The sequence below is a fragment of the Amycolatopsis decaplanina DSM 44594 genome, assembly GCF_000342005.1.
Lineage (GTDB): Bacteria > Actinomycetota > Actinomycetes > Mycobacteriales > Pseudonocardiaceae > Amycolatopsis > Amycolatopsis decaplanina.
In genome coordinates, this window is record NZ_AOHO01000043.1 from 153,963 (window position 1) to 169,322 (window position 15,360).

Sequence of the window (15,360 nt, forward strand, 5' to 3'; positions counted from 1 at the left end):
CTGTGATGTCCTGGCTCGATTCGTTGAGAACCCGCATGTCCGAGGCCCGTGAACGCGCGGCGACGGGACCGCCGGTGCGGCCGCGCGGCTGGGCGCGTCGTCATCGGGGGCTGCTGATCGCGGTCGTGGTCCTGCTGCTGGGTGCCGTGCTGGTTTCGTTCAGACCGTGGGAGTCCTGCGGTCCCGGGCTGCGCGCGGTGGACGCGGACGAGGAGTCGGTCGGCTCGTCGTACGTCTGCGTCGGGTTGAACCTCGACTCCGGTCCGATGCGGGACGACGATCCGCTCGACCCGTTGGAAAAGCTCATCAAGAGCCGCAACGAGACGGCGGGCGACAACTTCAAGACCATCGTGGTACTGGAGAACCTCGCACCCGATCCGAAGGTCGACAGTCAGCCGTTCCCGTTCGTCCGGCGGGAGATCCAGGGCGCGATCACCGCCGCGTGGCCGAAGAACGGGCCCCCGGGAATCAAGCTCCTGCTGGCCAACTACGGGAGCAACGCCGATCACTGGCGCGTCGTCGCCGAGGAGATCGTCGCCGCGGCCGGTGCCCAGCGCATCGTCGCTGTCACCGACGTCGGCACCAGTTCGGAGAACAGCCGGGCGCTGGTGGCCGAACTGTCCCGGCACGGCATTGCCACGATCGGCGCGACCGTCACCGCGGACAACATGAACACCGACCCGAAGGGCGCGCGGATCGACAACTTCTTCCGTGTGGGCCCGACCAACACCGACGAGGCCCGCGCCGCGGCCGGGTACATCGCCGCGCACGGCTTCCGCCGCGTGATGATGATCCAGGGAGTCAGCAAGGAGGACACCTACGCGACGACACTCGCCGATGCGTTCCAGAACTCGTCGAAGGTCCCTGTCATCTTCACGAAGACCTACGACGTCAAGCCGCTCACCGACACTTCGCGTGAGACGTATCTGCGAGGGCTGTTCAGCAGATGGCACAACGACATCTGCGGTGCGAAACCCGATCTGATCTACTTCGCCGGCCGCGGGCTCGACCTCGGCGCCCTTGTGGCGGCCCTGGCGGGTGACGGTGCCTGCGAAGGGCTCGACACGGTGACCGTGATGACCGGGGACGACGCGAGCACACTTGCCGGGAAACCCTTGCAGCTGAACAAGGACATCAGCGTCAAGCTCCGCTACACGGCACTCGCGTATCCCGACCAGTGGGATATGTTCGCCGCCGATCCGGCGCATCCGACGTACAAGAAGAACCACGACAACTTCGTCGCCGAATTCACCGGTACCCATGGTTTCCCAAGGGGGAATTGTGGGACGGTGCCGCGATGATCGAACACGACGCGGTCGCCGCGGCGGTCGAGGCGGCGGTGCAGAACGTGTCGGCGGATCCGGTTTCGGTGGCGAACGTGTTGCGCAGCATCGACTGCAACTCCCCGGTGCCCGGCGCGACCGGGTTCATCGCGTTCGACCAGGCGACGGGGAATCAGCTCGACAAGGCGTTGCCGATCCTGTCCATCGATCCGGACGGTTCGGTGCATCCGGTCGACCTCGTGTGGTCGCGCGGACGGCCGCTGAACACGGCGCCGGACTGCGGAGGGTGAGGCTTCGCCGCCCTCGCCCACTGAAGTACATGAAGGCCCCCTTCCTTGCGCCAGGTGCAAGGAAGGGGGCCTTCATGTACTCCGCGAGTCAGCCGGTGTAACCCGCCACGATCTTGGTGTAGTCGTACTTGCCCTGCGAGATTCCCGCGCAGTTGTCGCAGTCGCGGTTCACCGCCCAGAACGAGAGCCGGGCGAGATGTTTGCTCGCCGCATAGTCACGGATCGCGCGGAAGTCGGCGACGCTGACGGTTTCGCCGGCGACGTCGGTCTTCCCGTTCATCGACGAGAGACCGCTGCGCCGGTAGGCCGCGTCGTCGCTCAGGCCGAAGGTGGACTTCACGACGTTCTTCAGCCCGTCCACGGCACTGCGGGTCTTACCCGCCATGTCGCCGCCGCTGGAGAAGTCGAACGGCATGACCGACCACGCGTCGACGCCCGCGCCGAGTGCCTTCGACTGGTTGATCAGCCGTTTGCCGTGCGCGTTGGGGCCGCCGACCTCGGTCGGGATGGTGATCACCACGCGCAGCCCGGGGTTGTTCTGCTTGGTGATCTTGACGGCGTTCAGGATCCGGTCCTGGACGGTGTAGTTCTCGAACTCGTCGGTGTTTTCGATGTCGAGGTCGATGGCCTTGAGCTTGTAGGCGTCGATGACCTTCTGGTACGCGCCGGCGAGCGCGGCCGGGGTGCCGCACTTCGGGCCGAGTTTGGTGCCGGACCACCCGCCGAACGACGGGATGACGTCGCCGCCGTTGGCCCGGATGTTGTTGATCATCGTGGCGTCGGAGCCGGTGAGCGAACGGCTGCCGTCCCACTTCGGGTTGCAGCCACCGTCGGAGAGGATGAACGCGAGGGTGAAGGCCTTGACCCCGGTGGCGTTCATCGCCGCGATCGGGTCCCTCTGTCCCGACCACTGGTACAGATAAGGCGAGGCGAGCACCGGATCCGCGGCCGCCGAAGCGACGGGGGCGAGGCCGACGGCCGTGGCGAGAGCGGCGCCGACGGTGGTGGCCAGGGTTGCCCAGCGTCGTAGGGATTTCATAGGTCCTCCAACTGGTACGCGCGCGACGAACGCGCAGGTGTGGAGCACCTCCGTCTTGACGCGGCGTATCAACCAGGAGGTAACCGTGTGCTCACTCACGGTGGACTAGACCAATGAGGACTGTCAAGGATCAATCGGAAGTCGCCGGGAAAACGACCGACCTTCGTAGGGTGCCGATGACCCGGAAAGCGGAGTGACAGCCCTGCTCGAACCGGCTAGTTTGCCGAAATGGTGGGGGACTCCCTGATGGCGACCGGAAGCGGCGCCCGAAGTGGCCGGTTCGCCGCGCCGTGCCGGATGCTGGGGGCCTGGAGCCTGTGGGAACTGCCCAGGCGCGGGCTGATCGGATATCTGCTCCTCGTCGAAGCTGCCGCGTTCGCCGCCACGGTGTACCTCTTCGCCCTCCGCCCGCCCGCGTGGTCGTCACTGCTCCCGTTTTCCGCGCTGCTGGCGGGAATGATCCTCAGCTCGGAACTTTCGCGTCCCGTTGAGCGGTCCCGTGCCGACACCCGGCTCGGCGCCGGACTGGACGCCGCCTGGATCTTCGCGGGCGCGCTGCTGCTGCCACCCGGCCTCGCCGCGGTGCTCGTCGTGGCCTCGGCGGTGTACCGCTGGTTCCGGATCCGGCGAGGGATTCCGCATCGCCAGGTGTTCGCGGCGGCCGCCACCATGCTGTCGGCGCTGGGCGCCTCGCTCGTCCCGGTGCTGCTGGGTGCACCGTTCGCCGACGCGACAAGGGATTTCCAGAGTTTCGCCCTCGCCTTCGCGACCGGCCTGGTGTTCCTTTCCGTCGACGCCGCGCTGGCCGCGCCGGCGGCGGAATTCGGGGCGGAGCCGTCGGGATTCGCCTTCGACGCGGCGATGGTCGCGTTCGGACTGCTGCTCGCGTGGTCGGCCGCGGACTGGCCGTTCGTCACGGTGGTGCTCGCCGGCGCGGTCGTGGTGCTGCACCGTGCGGGGACGATGCGCGCCCTGCGCGGCCATGCCGGCACGGATTCCGGCACCGGGCTGCTCACCGCGTCGTCCTGGTTGGACGGTGCCCGTACCCAGTTCGATCTCCTTCGCGGCCGTGGCATGGATCTTTCCCTGCTGATGCTCGATCTCGACCACTTCGCCCGGCTCAACGACCAGTGTGGCAGGCATGTCGGTGACGACGTCCTTCGCGCCGTCGCGGACAGCTTGCGCGCCGAGGTCCGGGCGGCGGATCTGGTCGGCCGGTACGGCGGCGAGGAGTTCGTCGTCCTGCTGCCCGGCACGAGCCGGTTCGACGCGCACGCGATCGCCGAACGCATCCGGCTGCGGATCGCGTCGACTTCGGTCTCACTGGGTGGGACGAAGCCGGACGATCCGTTGTTCGCCGGGACGACCGTTTCGATCGGGGTATCGTCGCATCCCGCCGACGGTGAGACCCTCGACCGGCTCATCGGCGCGGCGGACCAGGCGTTGCGCGCGGCGAAGGCGGCCGGGCGCAACCGGACCGTCGTCTTCGAACCCGAGGAGCCGCTCGCTTAGAGCCCGGTCCGAGCAGGGCAAGGCCGGCTCGAAGGTCCACGTCCTGCGCCGTGCGGCCGCACGCCGATAGGCAATCCGAAGTCCGAGTCGTCTCCAGCCAGATACATGGCCCCTTTTCGTGGTGGCGAATTGTCGCCAATATCAGGACGGGCCGAAGCCTCTGATTCGCCGGTTTTGCAGTGGTCGCATTTCGGCCGCCGTGCAAGGTGCACCGGAGGAGTTGTTGCCGCGTTGCTTTGGCATTCTGCCTGTGAAGCCGCCGGTGGACTCGGAGTGGAGTGGTGCGGCCTGCGGGAGAGGGTGGCCCATGCGACACGGTCTCGAAGGCGGACGCTGACGGAGGATTGAACCGATAGATGAGAACGCGATGCGAATCGACAGCATAACGCGGTTGCGCGCCCCTAACCTGTACCTCTCTCGTCCGGTCATCATCGCGCGCCTGGATCTAGGGGAACTCGCTGGGCGCGAAAGCGCCGACGATGTCGGCTTCGCAGCACGGCTCCTCGATCTGCTGCCTGGTTTGGCCGAGCATCACTGTGGGACGGCCCGGCCGGGTGGTTTCGTCGGAAAACTGAATCAAGGCACCTATTTCGGGCACGTCATCGAGCACGTGACGCTTGAGTTGTCCCATCTGATCGGCCGCGAAGTGAACTTCGGCCGCACACTCCAGACCGATGTGCCGGGCTCGTTCGACGTCGTTCTGGAGTGCCCGAGGGATGAATGGGCCGAAGACTCCGTGGCCGGGGATCTCCTTCGGCTGGCACTGCACTTGACCGGTGAGATGCTCGCCGGCCGGGCACCACAGATCACCACTGAACTTTCCCGGCTCGCGTCCGTTTACGAGCGATCGCGACTGGGCGTGAGCGCTGAAGCACTGGCCCGTGCGGCCAGGCAGCGCGACATTCCGGTGCGCCGGCTCAGTGAAGGCACCCTGCTGCAGCTGGGATACGGATGTCACAGACGGATGGTGTGGTCCGCGATCACCGGGCAGACCTCCGCCATCGGAGTGGACATCGCTTCGGACAAGGAACTCACCACGCGGCTGCTCGCGACTGCCGGAATACCCGTCCCGGAGAGCGTCGTGGTGCGCAGCGCCGCGGCTGTCGGGACGGCCTTCCACGAACTCGGCGGGCCAGTGGTCATCAAGCCGCTGTTCAGCCGGCAGGGAATGAATGTGTTCACCGAGTTGGCGACTCCGGACGAGGCCATCGCGGCCTTCCGTCTCGCTGGTGGCGGTAGCGTCCTCATGGAGTCGTATGTACCCGGCCGGGACTACCGGGTCCTGGTTGTCGATGGACGTATCGTGGCCGCCGCCGAACTGAATGCGGCTCACGTCACCGGCGACGGAGTATCCGACATCGCCGCCCTGATCGAGCAGGTCAACGAGGACCCCAGGCGCGGAGAGGGACATAGCCGTCCGCTTACCAGGCTCGTGGTGGACGATACCGCGGTAGCCCACCTGGTGCGCCAAGGCCATGACCTCGAATCGGTGCCGGCCCTGGGAGAAGTCGTCTGGCTGCGGCGTAACGCGAACCTGTCGACCGGCGGCACCAGTCGCGACGTGACCGAACTCGTCCACTCCGATGTCGCGCGGATATGCACGCGTGCGGCGGTCGCGGTCGGACTCGACGTCTGCGGAATCGACCTGCGGTTGCCTGACATCAGCGCGCCACTCGTTCCTGGTACCCACGCCGGGGCCGTGATCGAGGTCAACGCTTCACCAGGGCTTCGCATGCACTTGTCGCCGAACGAGGGCGCGGCCCGTGACGTGGCCGGCGTCATCATCGATCATCTCTATCGAGAAGGGGCTCCGGCGCGGATCCCGATCGTCGCCGTCACTGGGACGAACGGGAAGACGACGACCGCACGCCTGATCGCGCACGTTCTCCACCGCACCGGCCTTGGCGTGGGCATGGCCACCACCGCGGGGGTCTCGGTGGGCGACCGCCTCATCTACGAGGGCGACGCGTCCGGGCCCAGATCCGCGGACATGGTGCTGGGGGATCCAGGCGTCGAAGTCGCCGTTCTGGAAACCGCGCGGGGTGGGATCGTTCGTCGTGGACTCGGATACGACAGCGCCGACGTCGCGGTCATCACCAACATCACGCGTGACCACATCGGCATGAACGGCATCCACACGGTGGACGACTTGATCGAGATCAAGTCGCTGGTCGCCGAAGAGATCCGCGATGGCGGCCATCTGGTGCTCAACGCCGACGATCCAGGCACGGCCGGCCTCGCGACGAGGCCGACCGTGCGAGCCCGCGACGCGGTGATCCGGTTCTTCAGCCTGTCGCCCGCCAATCCGGTCGTGGAAAGGCACCTTCGGCAGGGCGGGACCGCATACACGATCGACGACGGCTGGCTGGTGGAGGCCGACGGGACTCAGCGCACGGCGCTTCTGCACGTACGGGACATTCCAGGCGCCTTCAGCGGGCTCGCCTCCTTCATGGTGGCCAACGTGCTGGCCGCTGTGGCGGCTTGCCGCGCGCTCGGTGTCGGCAAAGACGACCTGCGGCGTTTTCTGGCCACGCTCGAACCCGGTAGGGACAACCCCGGCCGCCCCAGCATCTTACGGCTGGGGGATATGCCGATCGTTGTCGATTACGCCCATAATCCCGCTGCCATCAGTGTCATGGGACAGCTTGTCCAGCAGCTTTGGCACCGAGCAGCCGTGGCCGTGATCACGCTGCCGGGCGACCGGTGCGACGATCTCGTCGTCGAGTCAGCCCACGCGGTGGCTCAGGTATTCGATCGGGTGGTCGTCTACGAGGACGAAGACCTGCGAGGTCGCGAGCGCGGGGAAATGACGAAATTGATCATCGCGTCGCTTTGCGAAGTCCGGCCGGACATCTGGTGCGTGCCCGCAGTGGATCTCGAGGACGCCTTCACGACAGCCTGTGTCCTTGACGCCCCAGGCGATCCGATCCTTCTCCTCTACGAGAAGTTGCCTCCCGTCCTCGCCTTGCTCGACCGGCTCGGCGCGACCCCGTGGGTGGACGACCGACAGTGAGGACGCCGATCACCGCGGAGCAGGTGGCATGTCCTGGTGGCGAGCCTCGTGAGTGGTAAGGACGGTTATTGAGGGGTAAGGCAAACGTGTCGTGACCGACCCTTTTGCTGTGAAAGCCTTCTTCGCTGACTTCACGGTGGACAGAGAGTCCTTCGCCGCGCTGTTCTGGACTGGCGGACGAGACCGGTCGTGCATCGAGTGTCCACATGGGACACTTTCTGGTGGCAAGATATCCGATTGATATCCATATGCACGGTTCCGCACGGGGGTCGTGAGTGGTAAAGAGCGTTCTAATGCAATGCCACGTAGCTTAAGTTGAATATGAAAACCAGCTCCATGTCGCCGTTGTCCTGGCCGGGGCGGAACGGCAGGGGCCCGGGTTTGCCTGAGTATTGCTCGGCGGTGCTGGCGTGGCGTCGGCTGTCGTGAGTGATAAGGGTCGTTCTATTGAGGGGTAAGGCAAACGTGGCGTGGTGTGGGGGCGTGTCGCGAAAGCCACTTTCGCGACGTTGGATGTCCGGAAAGTGGCTTTCGCGCCACGCCCCCCCACCACGCCACCTTTGCCTTACCCCTCAATAACGACCCCTATCACTCACGACCCCCTCGGTCAGCGCCCCACGCATCCCTGTCGCCACACCAGTCACTGTCCACAATGGAGAAACCTGCCCGAGGTCGCACCGACTACCGTCGCCGACAAGAAACCGCAGGTCGAAAGGTTGATCAAGTTAAGCTACGTGGCATTGCGTTAGAACGCTCTTTGCCACTCACGACCCCGCACGAAGTGCACAAATCGGGCACTTTGATCGGAATCAGTGTCTCTTATGGACAGTCAAGAATGCGCCGGGTCGCTTTGGTGACCCCGCTCCCGCCGCCAACCCAACCACGCCACGATTGCCTTACCCCTCAATCGTTCGGTGTGGCGGGCACCCCGATGTCCTCGAACCACAGTTCCGGATGCTCCTGGATGAACTCGGTCATCAGCGTGGTGCAGGCCGGATCGTCGAGCAGGGTGATCTCGACGCCGTTGTCCTCGAGCCAGCCGTGCCCGCCCTCGAACGTGGTGGCCTCGCCGATGATGACCCGGCCGATGCCGAACTGGCGCACCAGCCCGCTGCAATACCAGCAGGGGGAGAGGGTGGTGACCATGATCGTGTCCCGGTAGTGCGGCCGCCTGCCCGCGTTCCGGAACGCCGAGGTCTCGGCGTGCATCGACGGGTCGCCGTCCTGGACCCGGCGGTTGTGGCCGCGGCCGAGGAGGGCACCGGTGGTGTCGAAGAGGGCGGCGCCGATCGGGACTCCGCCCTCGGCCTTGCCGAGTTCGGCCTCTTCACGGGCGACGGACAGCAACTGCGCGGGTTCGATCACCTGGGTCACCTTACGTCTCGTGAGGGGCTAGGACGGTTCTAACCGTCCTTACCACTCACGAGGGCAATGCGGACCGGACCTGTCCTGAATATCTGCGACACTCCTCCCATGAAGCGAGCGAACCGATGACCACGGGCACGTCGGCGCGGCTGCTGAGGCTGCTCTCCCTGCTGCAGGCGCGGCGCGACTGGCCGGGCGCCGACCTGGCCGACCGGCTGCAGGTCGACGTCCGCACGGTCCGGCGGGACGTAGAGCGGCTGCGGGAACTGGGCTACCCGGTGCACGCCACCCCCGGCGTCGCGGGCGGCTATCGGCTCGGTGCGGGGGCCGCGCTGCCGCCGTTGCTGCTGGACGACGACGAGGCCGTCGCGGTCGCCGTCGGGCTCCGCACGGCCGCGAACGGGACGGTTTCGGGGATCGAGGAGACCTCGGTGCGCGCGCTCGCGAAACTGGAGCAGGTGCTGCCCGCCCGGCTGCGGCACCGGGTGACCGCGCTGAACACCGCGATGATCCCGCTCGGCGGCGTCGTCCCGGTCATCGACGCGGCGGCGCTGACGGTCATCGCGTCGGCGTGCCGAGACCATCAGCGGCTCCGATTCGGCTACCGCAGCCACAACGGCGACGTCAGCGAGCGCTACATCGAGCCGCTGCGCCTGGTGCACACCGGGCGCCGGTGGTACCTGGTGGCGTTCGACCTCGACCGTGACGACTGGCGGACGTTCCGCGTCGACCGCATCGACGGTGTCCCGGCCGCCAGTTTCCGGTTCACGCCCAGGGAACCGCCCGCCGAGGACCTCGCGGCCTACGTCTCCCGCGGGATCACGTCGTCGCCGTATCCGCACCGAATGGTGCTGCGGGTGAACGCCCCGGCGGACGCGCTCGCCGAATACGTGTCACCGACCGCCGGGGCGATCGAGGCCATCGACGAGCACACCTGCCGGGTCAGGGTCGGCTCCAGCGACCTTTCCGTGATGCCCTACTACCTAGCCCATTGGGACGTCGACTTCGTCGTGGAGGAGGCGCCGGACGAGGTCAAGGAGCGGCTACGGCTGGTCGCCGACCGCTTCGCGCGCGCGGTCGATCGAGTCCGAAGTGGACCGCGCGCGTTTGGCCAGCAGGCCGATCGAACCGAGTGAGATCAGGGCCAGCACGATGATGTAGAGCGAAACCGACATCGAGGTCCCGGTGGACTCCAGCAGCAGCACCATGATGAACGGCGCGAGCCCGCCGCCGACGACCGCGCTGATCTGATAGCCGAGCGAGGCACCGGTGTAGCGCATCTCGGCGGAGAACAGTTCGGCGAACAACGCCGCCTGCGGGCCGTACATGATGCCGAGGAACAGCGACCCGACGAACGAGGCGACCACGAACAGCGGCAGCGAAGCCGTATCGATCAGCAAGAACATCGGGACCGCCCAGAGCGCGACCCCCGCCGCGCCGAAGGTGTAGATCTTGAGCCTGCCGATCCGGTCGGACAGTTTCGCCGACAGCGGGATGATCGCCAGTTGCAGCGTGCTGATCAGCAGGGTCGCGACGAGCACGGTGGTCCGCGACATCCCCAGGTGACGGGTGGCGTAGTCGAGGACGCCGTTCAGCAGGATGTAGAAGGTGGCGGTGTTGACCATGAACGAACCGCCGGCCAGCAGCACCGTGCCCTTGTGGTGGCGCAGGACATCGCGCAGCGGCGACTTGGCGCGGCCACGTTCCTCGGCGGCGAGTTTCGCCTCCGCACGGCGGTATTCCGGCGTCTCGTCGATCTTGACGTGCATGTACCAGGCCAGCCCGAGCACGAGGACGCCGACCAGGAACGGGATCCGCCACGCCCAGACCAAGAAGTCCGACGGCGGCGCCACCTGCGCGGCGATCAGGAACACCGTGTTCGCCAGCACCACCCCGATCGGGACGCCGAGCTGGACGAGGCTGCCGTAGAGACCGCGTTTGCCGGGCGGCGCGTACTCGGTGGCGAGCAGCATCGCGCCACCCCACTGGGCGCCGACGGCGACACCCTGCACGAGCCGCAGCAGCACCAGGAGGATCGGTGCGGCGATGCCGATCGTGTCGTAGGTCGGCAGCAGGCCGATCAGCGTGGTCGCCGCACCCATCAGCGCGATCGCCAGTACCAGCACGGGTTTCCGGCCGCGTTTGTCGCCGAGGCTGCCCGCGATGATCCCGCCGAGCGGCCGGGCGAGGAAGCCGACCGCGAAGGTCGCGAACGAGGCGAGGACGCCGGCCGCCGCGTTGGTGGTGGGGAAGAAGGTCTTCCCGAAGACCAGGGCGGCCGCGATCCCGAAGACGAAGTAGTCGTACCACTCGACCGATGAGGCGAGTGCGGCCGCGGTCGCGGCCCTCCTTCGCTGGGACACGGTGATCGTCGGTTCGGCGGCGGTTTCAGGGGCGTTCGGTGCGGTGTCGGCCATCTGGATGCCCTTCGCTCGGCGCTGCTGCGGCGGTGCGGTCCGGGCAAGTTAACAACCGCTTAGTATGTGGTCAACGTCTCAACGGGTAATTCTCGATACCGACCGGTTGGTATGTCACTCTGGTGGCGGTATCGCAGGGGAAGGCGATCGGTACTGGTCAGGAGAGTTTCGTGCCGAGCATGCGCAACACCAGCTCGCTGTACTCCTGGCCCAGCTTCTTGGGAGTCTGGCGGGCTCGTTCGCTGTACCAGCGGGAGACGTCGACGCCGAGCGAGAGCACGGCGCGGGCGGCGGTGTGCGGGTCGCCGACGGTGAACACGCCCGTCCGCGCGCCTTCGGTGATGACCTCGCGCACGACCTGCTCGATGCGGCGGCGCAGTTTCGCGACGATCTCGAACTCCTCGTCGGGCAGCGCGTGCAGTTCGTACTGCACCACGCGCGCCACGGTGTGCCGCCGCGCGTGCCAGGCCACGAAGTCCTCCACCAGCAGCCGGATCCGCTCGACCGGGTCGCTCTCGCGCGCCACGACGCTCTCGACCAGCGAGAGCGTCTGCTCATGGCCGTACTTCGAGATCGCGAACAGCAGCGCGGCCTTGGACGGGAAGTGCACGTACAGCGCCGCGGGGCTCATGCCCGCCGCCGAGGCGATGTCCCGGGTGGTGGTCGCGTGATAGCCACGCCGCGCGAAGGATTCGACCCCGGCCAGCATCAGCCGCCGTGCCGTCTCCGGCTGGACGTCGGGCCACAGTTCGGCCGACAGCGACATGGTCATCCGCAGATCCTCCCAGACGCTCGCACCGGATGGTGGGCTTGACACCGCCTCCGGACCTTTCCATTGTAAGTGAGCGCTCGCTTAGTGATTGCGCTCGCTAGTGAACACAGAGGAGATCGAAGAGTGAACTCGTTCAAGGATCGCGTCGCGATCGTCACCGGCGCCAGCCGGGGGATCGGCCTCGGGATCGCCAAGGACCTGATCGAGCGCGGCGCGAAGGTGTGCATCACCGCGCGCAAGCCGGAGCCGCTGGCCGAAGCGGTGGCCGAACTGGGCGGTGAGGCGGTCGCCATCGCCGTTCCTGGCAAGGCCGACGACGAGACGCACCAGGACGAGGCCGTCGCCAAGACCATCGAGACCTTCGGGCGGCTGGACATGCTGGTCAACAACACCGGCATCAACCCGGTGTTCGGGCCGACACTGGACATCGACCCCGGGGCCGCCGCGAAGATCTTCGCCGTCAACGTGCTCGCGCCGCTTTCGTGGACCCGCCGGGCGCGGGACGCGTGGATGGGGGAGCACGGCGGCGCGGTGGTGAACGTCGCGTCCATCGCCGGGCTCGGCGCGTCGCCCGGGATCGGCATGTACGGCGTCAGCAAGGCCGCGCTGATCCGGCTCACCAAGGAACTCGGCTTCGAACTGGGCCCGAAGATCCGCGTGAACGCCGTCGCGCCCGCCGTTGTCAAGACCAAGTTCGCGACCGCGCTGTACGAAGGTCGCGAAGAAGAGGTCTCGGAGTCGTACCCGATGAAGCGTCTCGGCGTCCCGGCGGACATCGCGAGCGCCGTGTCGTTCCTGCTTTCGGAAGAGGCGGGCTGGATCACCGGGCAGACGGTGGTCCTCGACGGCGGCGTGACACTGGCGGGTGGCCTGTGACCGCGTCGTTCACCGGATCCGGTGTCGTCGTCACCGGCGGGGGCGGTGGCATCGGTGCCGTCCTCGCCCGCCGGTTCGCCGCGGAGGGCGCCCGGGTCGTCGTCGGCGACCTGAACGGGGACGCCGCGGCCGAAGTGGCGAAGGAGATCGGCGGAACCGCCGTCGCCGGTGACGCCGCGAGTGAAGCGGGCGTCGCGGCGCTGATCGAGGCGGCGCGCGAAACCCTCGGCGAGATCGATGTCTTCTGCGCCAACGCCGGGATCGCTCCGATGGGTGGCGTGGACGCGCCGGAGGAGGACTGGGCGCGGATCTGGGACGTCAACGTCATGGCACACGTGCGCGCGGCGCGGCTGCTGCTGCCGCCGTGGCTCGAGCGCGGCCGTGGGCACTTCATCGCGACGGTCTCGGCGGCGGGATTGCTGACCAGCCTCGGTTCGGCGTCCTACTCGGTGACCAAACACGGCGCGCTCGCCTTCGCCGAATGGCTGTCGGCGACCTACCGGCATCGTGGGCTCACCGTGCAGGCCATCTGCCCGCAGGGCGTGCGGACGGCGATGCTGGAGAACACCGGCCCCGCGGGCGAACTGCTGATGGGCGCGTCGGCGATCCAGCCGGAGCAGGTCGCGGACGCCTTGTTCGAGGCCATCGCCGCCGACCGCTTCCTGGTGCTGCCGCACCCCGAGGTCGCGGACTACTACGCCGCGCGGGCCACGCAGACCGACCGCTGGCTCGGCGGGATGAACAAGTTGCAGCGCAAGGTGGAGCAGGTCATCGGCGAATGACCTCGTTCGGTTCCCGGCGGCCACGTCGGAGACCCACCACGCTCCGCCGGTCAGGTCGCCTGATGTACGTGAAGGCCCCCTTCATTGCGCCTAGCGCAATGAAGGGGGCCTTCACGTACATGGGGTACACCTCAAGAGAACCCGCATCGCCACTAACGGCCCCCGGCACAGTGGGATGAACCGGGCGCCGAGCAGCGTGATCGGGCCTTTCATGCCTGACTGTGTGGATTTTGGGGCGTTAGATGACCCGAAATCCACACAGTCAGGCGTGACAAGTCCGGTGACGTGCGGGAACCGCGGCCGTGAGGCGAAGGCCCCTTCGCGTCGTTCGGTGTTGAAGAGCGCAGTCCGCGCGGCAGGCGGTTGATCTTCGTCGGCGGATCGGCCAGAGTGATCGTGGGGTCTTGCTCGCGGTAAGGAAAACTCGATGAACAAGCGCTTCGTGCTCCGTGGTGCCGTTCTCGCCGCCACCCTCGCGGGGTCGGTGCTCACCGCGGGATCGGCGATGGCGAGCACAGCGGAACCGTGCGCGGCCGGCGCGTCGGGTGACGTCGCGGCGGCTTCCTGCACGCCGTACCGCAAGGTGAGTGAGGGCTGGAGCAGCAAAACCTCCTGTAACCGCGCCGGCAACGAGGGCGCGCAGGCGGGGCGCTGGACCGGCTGGAACTGCAACCAGGCGCTGGCGGGCTGGGAGTTGTGGGTGCGCACCTGCACCGCGCTGGCCGTGGAAAAGGACGCGGTCACCACGCGCGAAACCGTCTGATTCCATACGGAGCCGCCCCGGGTGTCACGACGCCCGGGGCGGCTCTATGTCTACAATGGACGGCGTTGGTCCCGGTCAATCGATCGTTTCGTCGGCTAATGAAAATTCGATCGATCGACAGGCCGAGATGGTCGTGTGCCGATCATCGGGCCACCCGCTTCGCGAATCCGGTCGATGTCCACCTTAAATCAATGTTAAGGATCGGCGGATTCGGTGCTATCGTGGCGGAGCGAAAACGCGAGAAGTTCTTCACGTGGAATTCGCTTCACGCCCCTCGCGGTGCGAGGACGCGGCGGAGGTTCGGTCGCCGAATCGGCCGCTGAGCTGAGGATTCTCCCGCTGGGACCCCGATACCGAACCTTCGGTACGGCCTGTCCGCATGGTGGGTTCGGTGGCCACGAACTGCTTCGGAATTCGTTGACCACGTGGATGGCCGCTTCGTAGTGTTTGCGCAAGTCTTGGGCAGGGACGGCTTTGGTGGACACATATGGCTCAGGCAGAAGGGGGCTTTCCATGGCCGGCATCCGAACGATTTCCCCGATCGGCAAGAGTGCTTTCGACGCGGGGCGTACCGCGCGACCCGGAATCATCAGTGAATTCGTGGAAGTCGCCGACATGCCACTGGCGGCGCTCAGTGCCGGTCTGCGGCTCGGCAGTGGCAACGCTGCCTTCTTCCGCCTGCTCGGCCGCCGTCCCGCCGATGTGCTCGGCGAATCGTTCCCCGAGCTCGTCACCACTGGTCCGGACCATTTACGCGATCGGCTGAACCGGGTCGCCGAAGGCTGGGAACAGCGGTTCCGCGGCAGCGTCACCGGGCTCGGTTCCGACGGTGCCGAAAGGCTGACCATCGTGGCGGGCCGGATGCGGGCGCCGGGTACGGCGATCCTGCTGACCATGCTCCCGGAGACGGGCCCCACCGTGGCCCGCGCCGAGCAGTTGAGCTCGGTCACCGACATCGAGGCGAAGATCCTTCAAGGGATCGCCAGCGGGCTGTCCAGCCTGGAGATGGCCGACAAGTACTACCTGAGCCGCCAGGGTATCGACTACCACGTCGCCCGCCTGCAGCGGAAGTTCAAGGCGCGCAACCGGGTCGAACTGGTTTCGCGTGCCTTCGCCACCGGCCTGCTGGATTCGACGGCCTGGCCGCCGCGAGTGCCGGAGTCCCGGCGCGCGAGCTGATCGCCCGGACTTGACGCGCGGGTGACCATCGCGTGACGTGCTCGTGCGGTGACGGTGCGGTCCCAGTGA

The 15,360-nt window shown here is 67.1% G+C and carries 13 protein-coding genes; 9 read left to right on the top strand and 4 right to left on the bottom strand.

Annotated elements, in window-relative coordinates; all coding sequences use genetic code 11:
• The first annotated feature begins 35 nt into the window (after positions 1-35).
• Together H074_RS09205 and H074_RS41450 are read left to right on the top strand one after the other, a co-directional pair.
• Positions 36-1,301: an ABC transporter substrate-binding protein gene (locus H074_RS09205; RefSeq protein WP_007029755.1), complete on the top strand. Its 1,266-nt coding sequence runs from the start codon at positions 36-38 to the stop codon at positions 1,299-1,301.
• Entirely contained in the window at positions 1,298-1,573 is a 276-nt protein-coding gene (locus tag H074_RS41450) for a hypothetical protein (RefSeq protein ID WP_235096711.1), read from the top strand. The genes H074_RS09205 and H074_RS41450 overlap by 4 nt, the downstream gene beginning before the upstream one ends.
• An 88-nt stretch (positions 1,574-1,661) precedes the next feature.
• Here H074_RS41450 and H074_RS09210 read toward each other — a convergent pair whose 3' ends face one another.
• On the bottom strand, positions 1,662-2,612 hold the full coding sequence (locus tag H074_RS09210) for a chitinase (RefSeq protein WP_007029757.1): 951 nt from the start codon (positions 2,610-2,612) through the stop codon (positions 1,662-1,664).
• Positions 2,613-2,840: 228 nt separating this feature from the next.
• On the opposite strand from H074_RS09210, the gene H074_RS09215 reads away from it, so the two are divergent.
• On the top strand, positions 2,841-4,124 hold the full coding sequence (locus tag H074_RS09215; RefSeq protein ID WP_007029758.1) for a GGDEF domain-containing protein: 1,284 nt from the start codon (positions 2,841-2,843) through the stop codon (positions 4,122-4,124).
• Between the two features lie 367 nt (positions 4,125-4,491).
• Positions 4,492-7,137, top strand: coding sequence for a cyanophycin synthetase (cphA, locus tag H074_RS09220; RefSeq protein ID WP_007029759.1), 2,646 nt, complete (start codon positions 4,492-4,494; stop codon positions 7,135-7,137).
• Positions 7,138-8,040: 903 nt separating this feature from the next.
• Here cphA and H074_RS09225 read toward each other — a convergent pair.
• Entirely contained in the window at positions 8,041-8,511 is a 471-nt protein-coding gene (locus tag H074_RS09225) for a nucleoside deaminase (RefSeq protein ID WP_007029760.1), read from the bottom strand.
• A 116-nt stretch (positions 8,512-8,627) separates the two neighbouring features.
• Here H074_RS09225 and H074_RS09230 point away from each other — a divergent pair, with 116 nt between their 5' ends.
• Positions 8,628-9,638, top strand: coding sequence for a helix-turn-helix transcriptional regulator (locus H074_RS09230; protein ID WP_007029761.1), 1,011 nt, complete (start codon positions 8,628-8,630; stop codon positions 9,636-9,638).
• Here H074_RS09230 and H074_RS09235 read toward each other — a convergent pair.
• Both H074_RS09235 and H074_RS09240 read right to left on the bottom strand, forming a co-directional pair.
• Positions 9,546-10,919: an MFS transporter gene (locus tag H074_RS09235; RefSeq protein ID WP_007029762.1), complete on the bottom strand. Its 1,374-nt coding sequence runs from the start codon at positions 10,917-10,919 to the stop codon at positions 9,546-9,548. The genes H074_RS09230 and H074_RS09235 overlap by 93 nt on opposite strands.
• A gap of 157 nt (positions 10,920-11,076) precedes the next feature.
• On the bottom strand, positions 11,077-11,691 hold the full coding sequence (locus H074_RS09240; RefSeq protein ID WP_007029763.1) for a TetR/AcrR family transcriptional regulator: 615 nt from the start codon (positions 11,689-11,691) through the stop codon (positions 11,077-11,079).
• Positions 11,692-11,814: 123 nt separating this feature from the next.
• On the opposite strand from H074_RS09240, the gene H074_RS09245 reads away from it, so the two are divergent.
• The 4 genes from H074_RS09245 to H074_RS09260 all read left to right on the top strand — a co-directional run bounded on the left by H074_RS09245 (position 11,815) and on the right by H074_RS09260 (position 15,291).
• Positions 11,815-12,567: an SDR family oxidoreductase gene (locus H074_RS09245; RefSeq protein WP_007029764.1), complete on the top strand. Its 753-nt coding sequence runs from the start codon at positions 11,815-11,817 to the stop codon at positions 12,565-12,567.
• Entirely contained in the window at positions 12,564-13,349 is a 786-nt protein-coding gene (locus H074_RS09250; RefSeq protein WP_007029765.1) for an SDR family oxidoreductase, read from the top strand. Before H074_RS09245 ends, H074_RS09250 begins: the two co-directional genes overlap by 4 nt.
• Positions 13,350-13,776: 427 nt before the next feature.
• A complete protein-coding gene (locus H074_RS09255; RefSeq protein WP_007029766.1) occupies positions 13,777-14,112 on the top strand; it encodes a hypothetical protein in 336 nt (111 codons plus the stop codon).
• A gap of 513 nt (positions 14,113-14,625) precedes the next feature.
• On the top strand, positions 14,626-15,291 hold the full coding sequence (locus tag H074_RS09260; protein WP_007029767.1) for a LuxR C-terminal-related transcriptional regulator: 666 nt from the start codon (positions 14,626-14,628) through the stop codon (positions 15,289-15,291).
• Positions 15,292-15,360: the final 69 nt, after the last annotated feature.

Excerpts from the sequence above, each read along its gene's own strand:
- H074_RS09255 (WP_007029766.1), top strand. The coding sequence starts at position 13,777 with ATGAACAAGCGCTTCGTGCTCCGTGGTGCCGTTCTCGCCGCCACCCTC.
- H074_RS09230 (WP_007029761.1), top strand. The coding sequence starts at position 8,628 with ATGACCACGGGCACGTCGGCGCGGCTGCTGAGGCTGCTCTCCCTGCTG.
- H074_RS09240 (WP_007029763.1), bottom strand. The coding sequence starts at position 11,691 with ATGACCATGTCGCTGTCGGCCGAACTGTGGCCCGACGTCCAGCCGGAG.
- H074_RS09210 (WP_007029757.1), bottom strand. The coding sequence starts at position 2,612 with ATGAAATCCCTACGACGCTGGGCAACCCTGGCCACCACCGTCGGCGCC.
- H074_RS09205 (WP_007029755.1), top strand. The coding sequence starts at position 36 with ATGTCCGAGGCCCGTGAACGCGCGGCGACGGGACCGCCGGTGCGGCCG.
- cphA (WP_007029759.1), top strand. The coding sequence starts at position 4,492 with ATGCGAATCGACAGCATAACGCGGTTGCGCGCCCCTAACCTGTACCTC.
- H074_RS09235 (WP_007029762.1), bottom strand. The coding sequence starts at position 10,919 with ATGGCCGACACCGCACCGAACGCCCCTGAAACCGCCGCCGAACCGACG.
- H074_RS41450 (WP_235096711.1), top strand. The coding sequence starts at position 1,298 with ATGATCGAACACGACGCGGTCGCCGCGGCGGTCGAGGCGGCGGTGCAG.
- H074_RS09215 (WP_007029758.1), top strand. The coding sequence starts at position 2,841 with ATGGTGGGGGACTCCCTGATGGCGACCGGAAGCGGCGCCCGAAGTGGC.
- H074_RS09260 (WP_007029767.1), top strand. The coding sequence starts at position 14,626 with ATGGCCGGCATCCGAACGATTTCCCCGATCGGCAAGAGTGCTTTCGAC.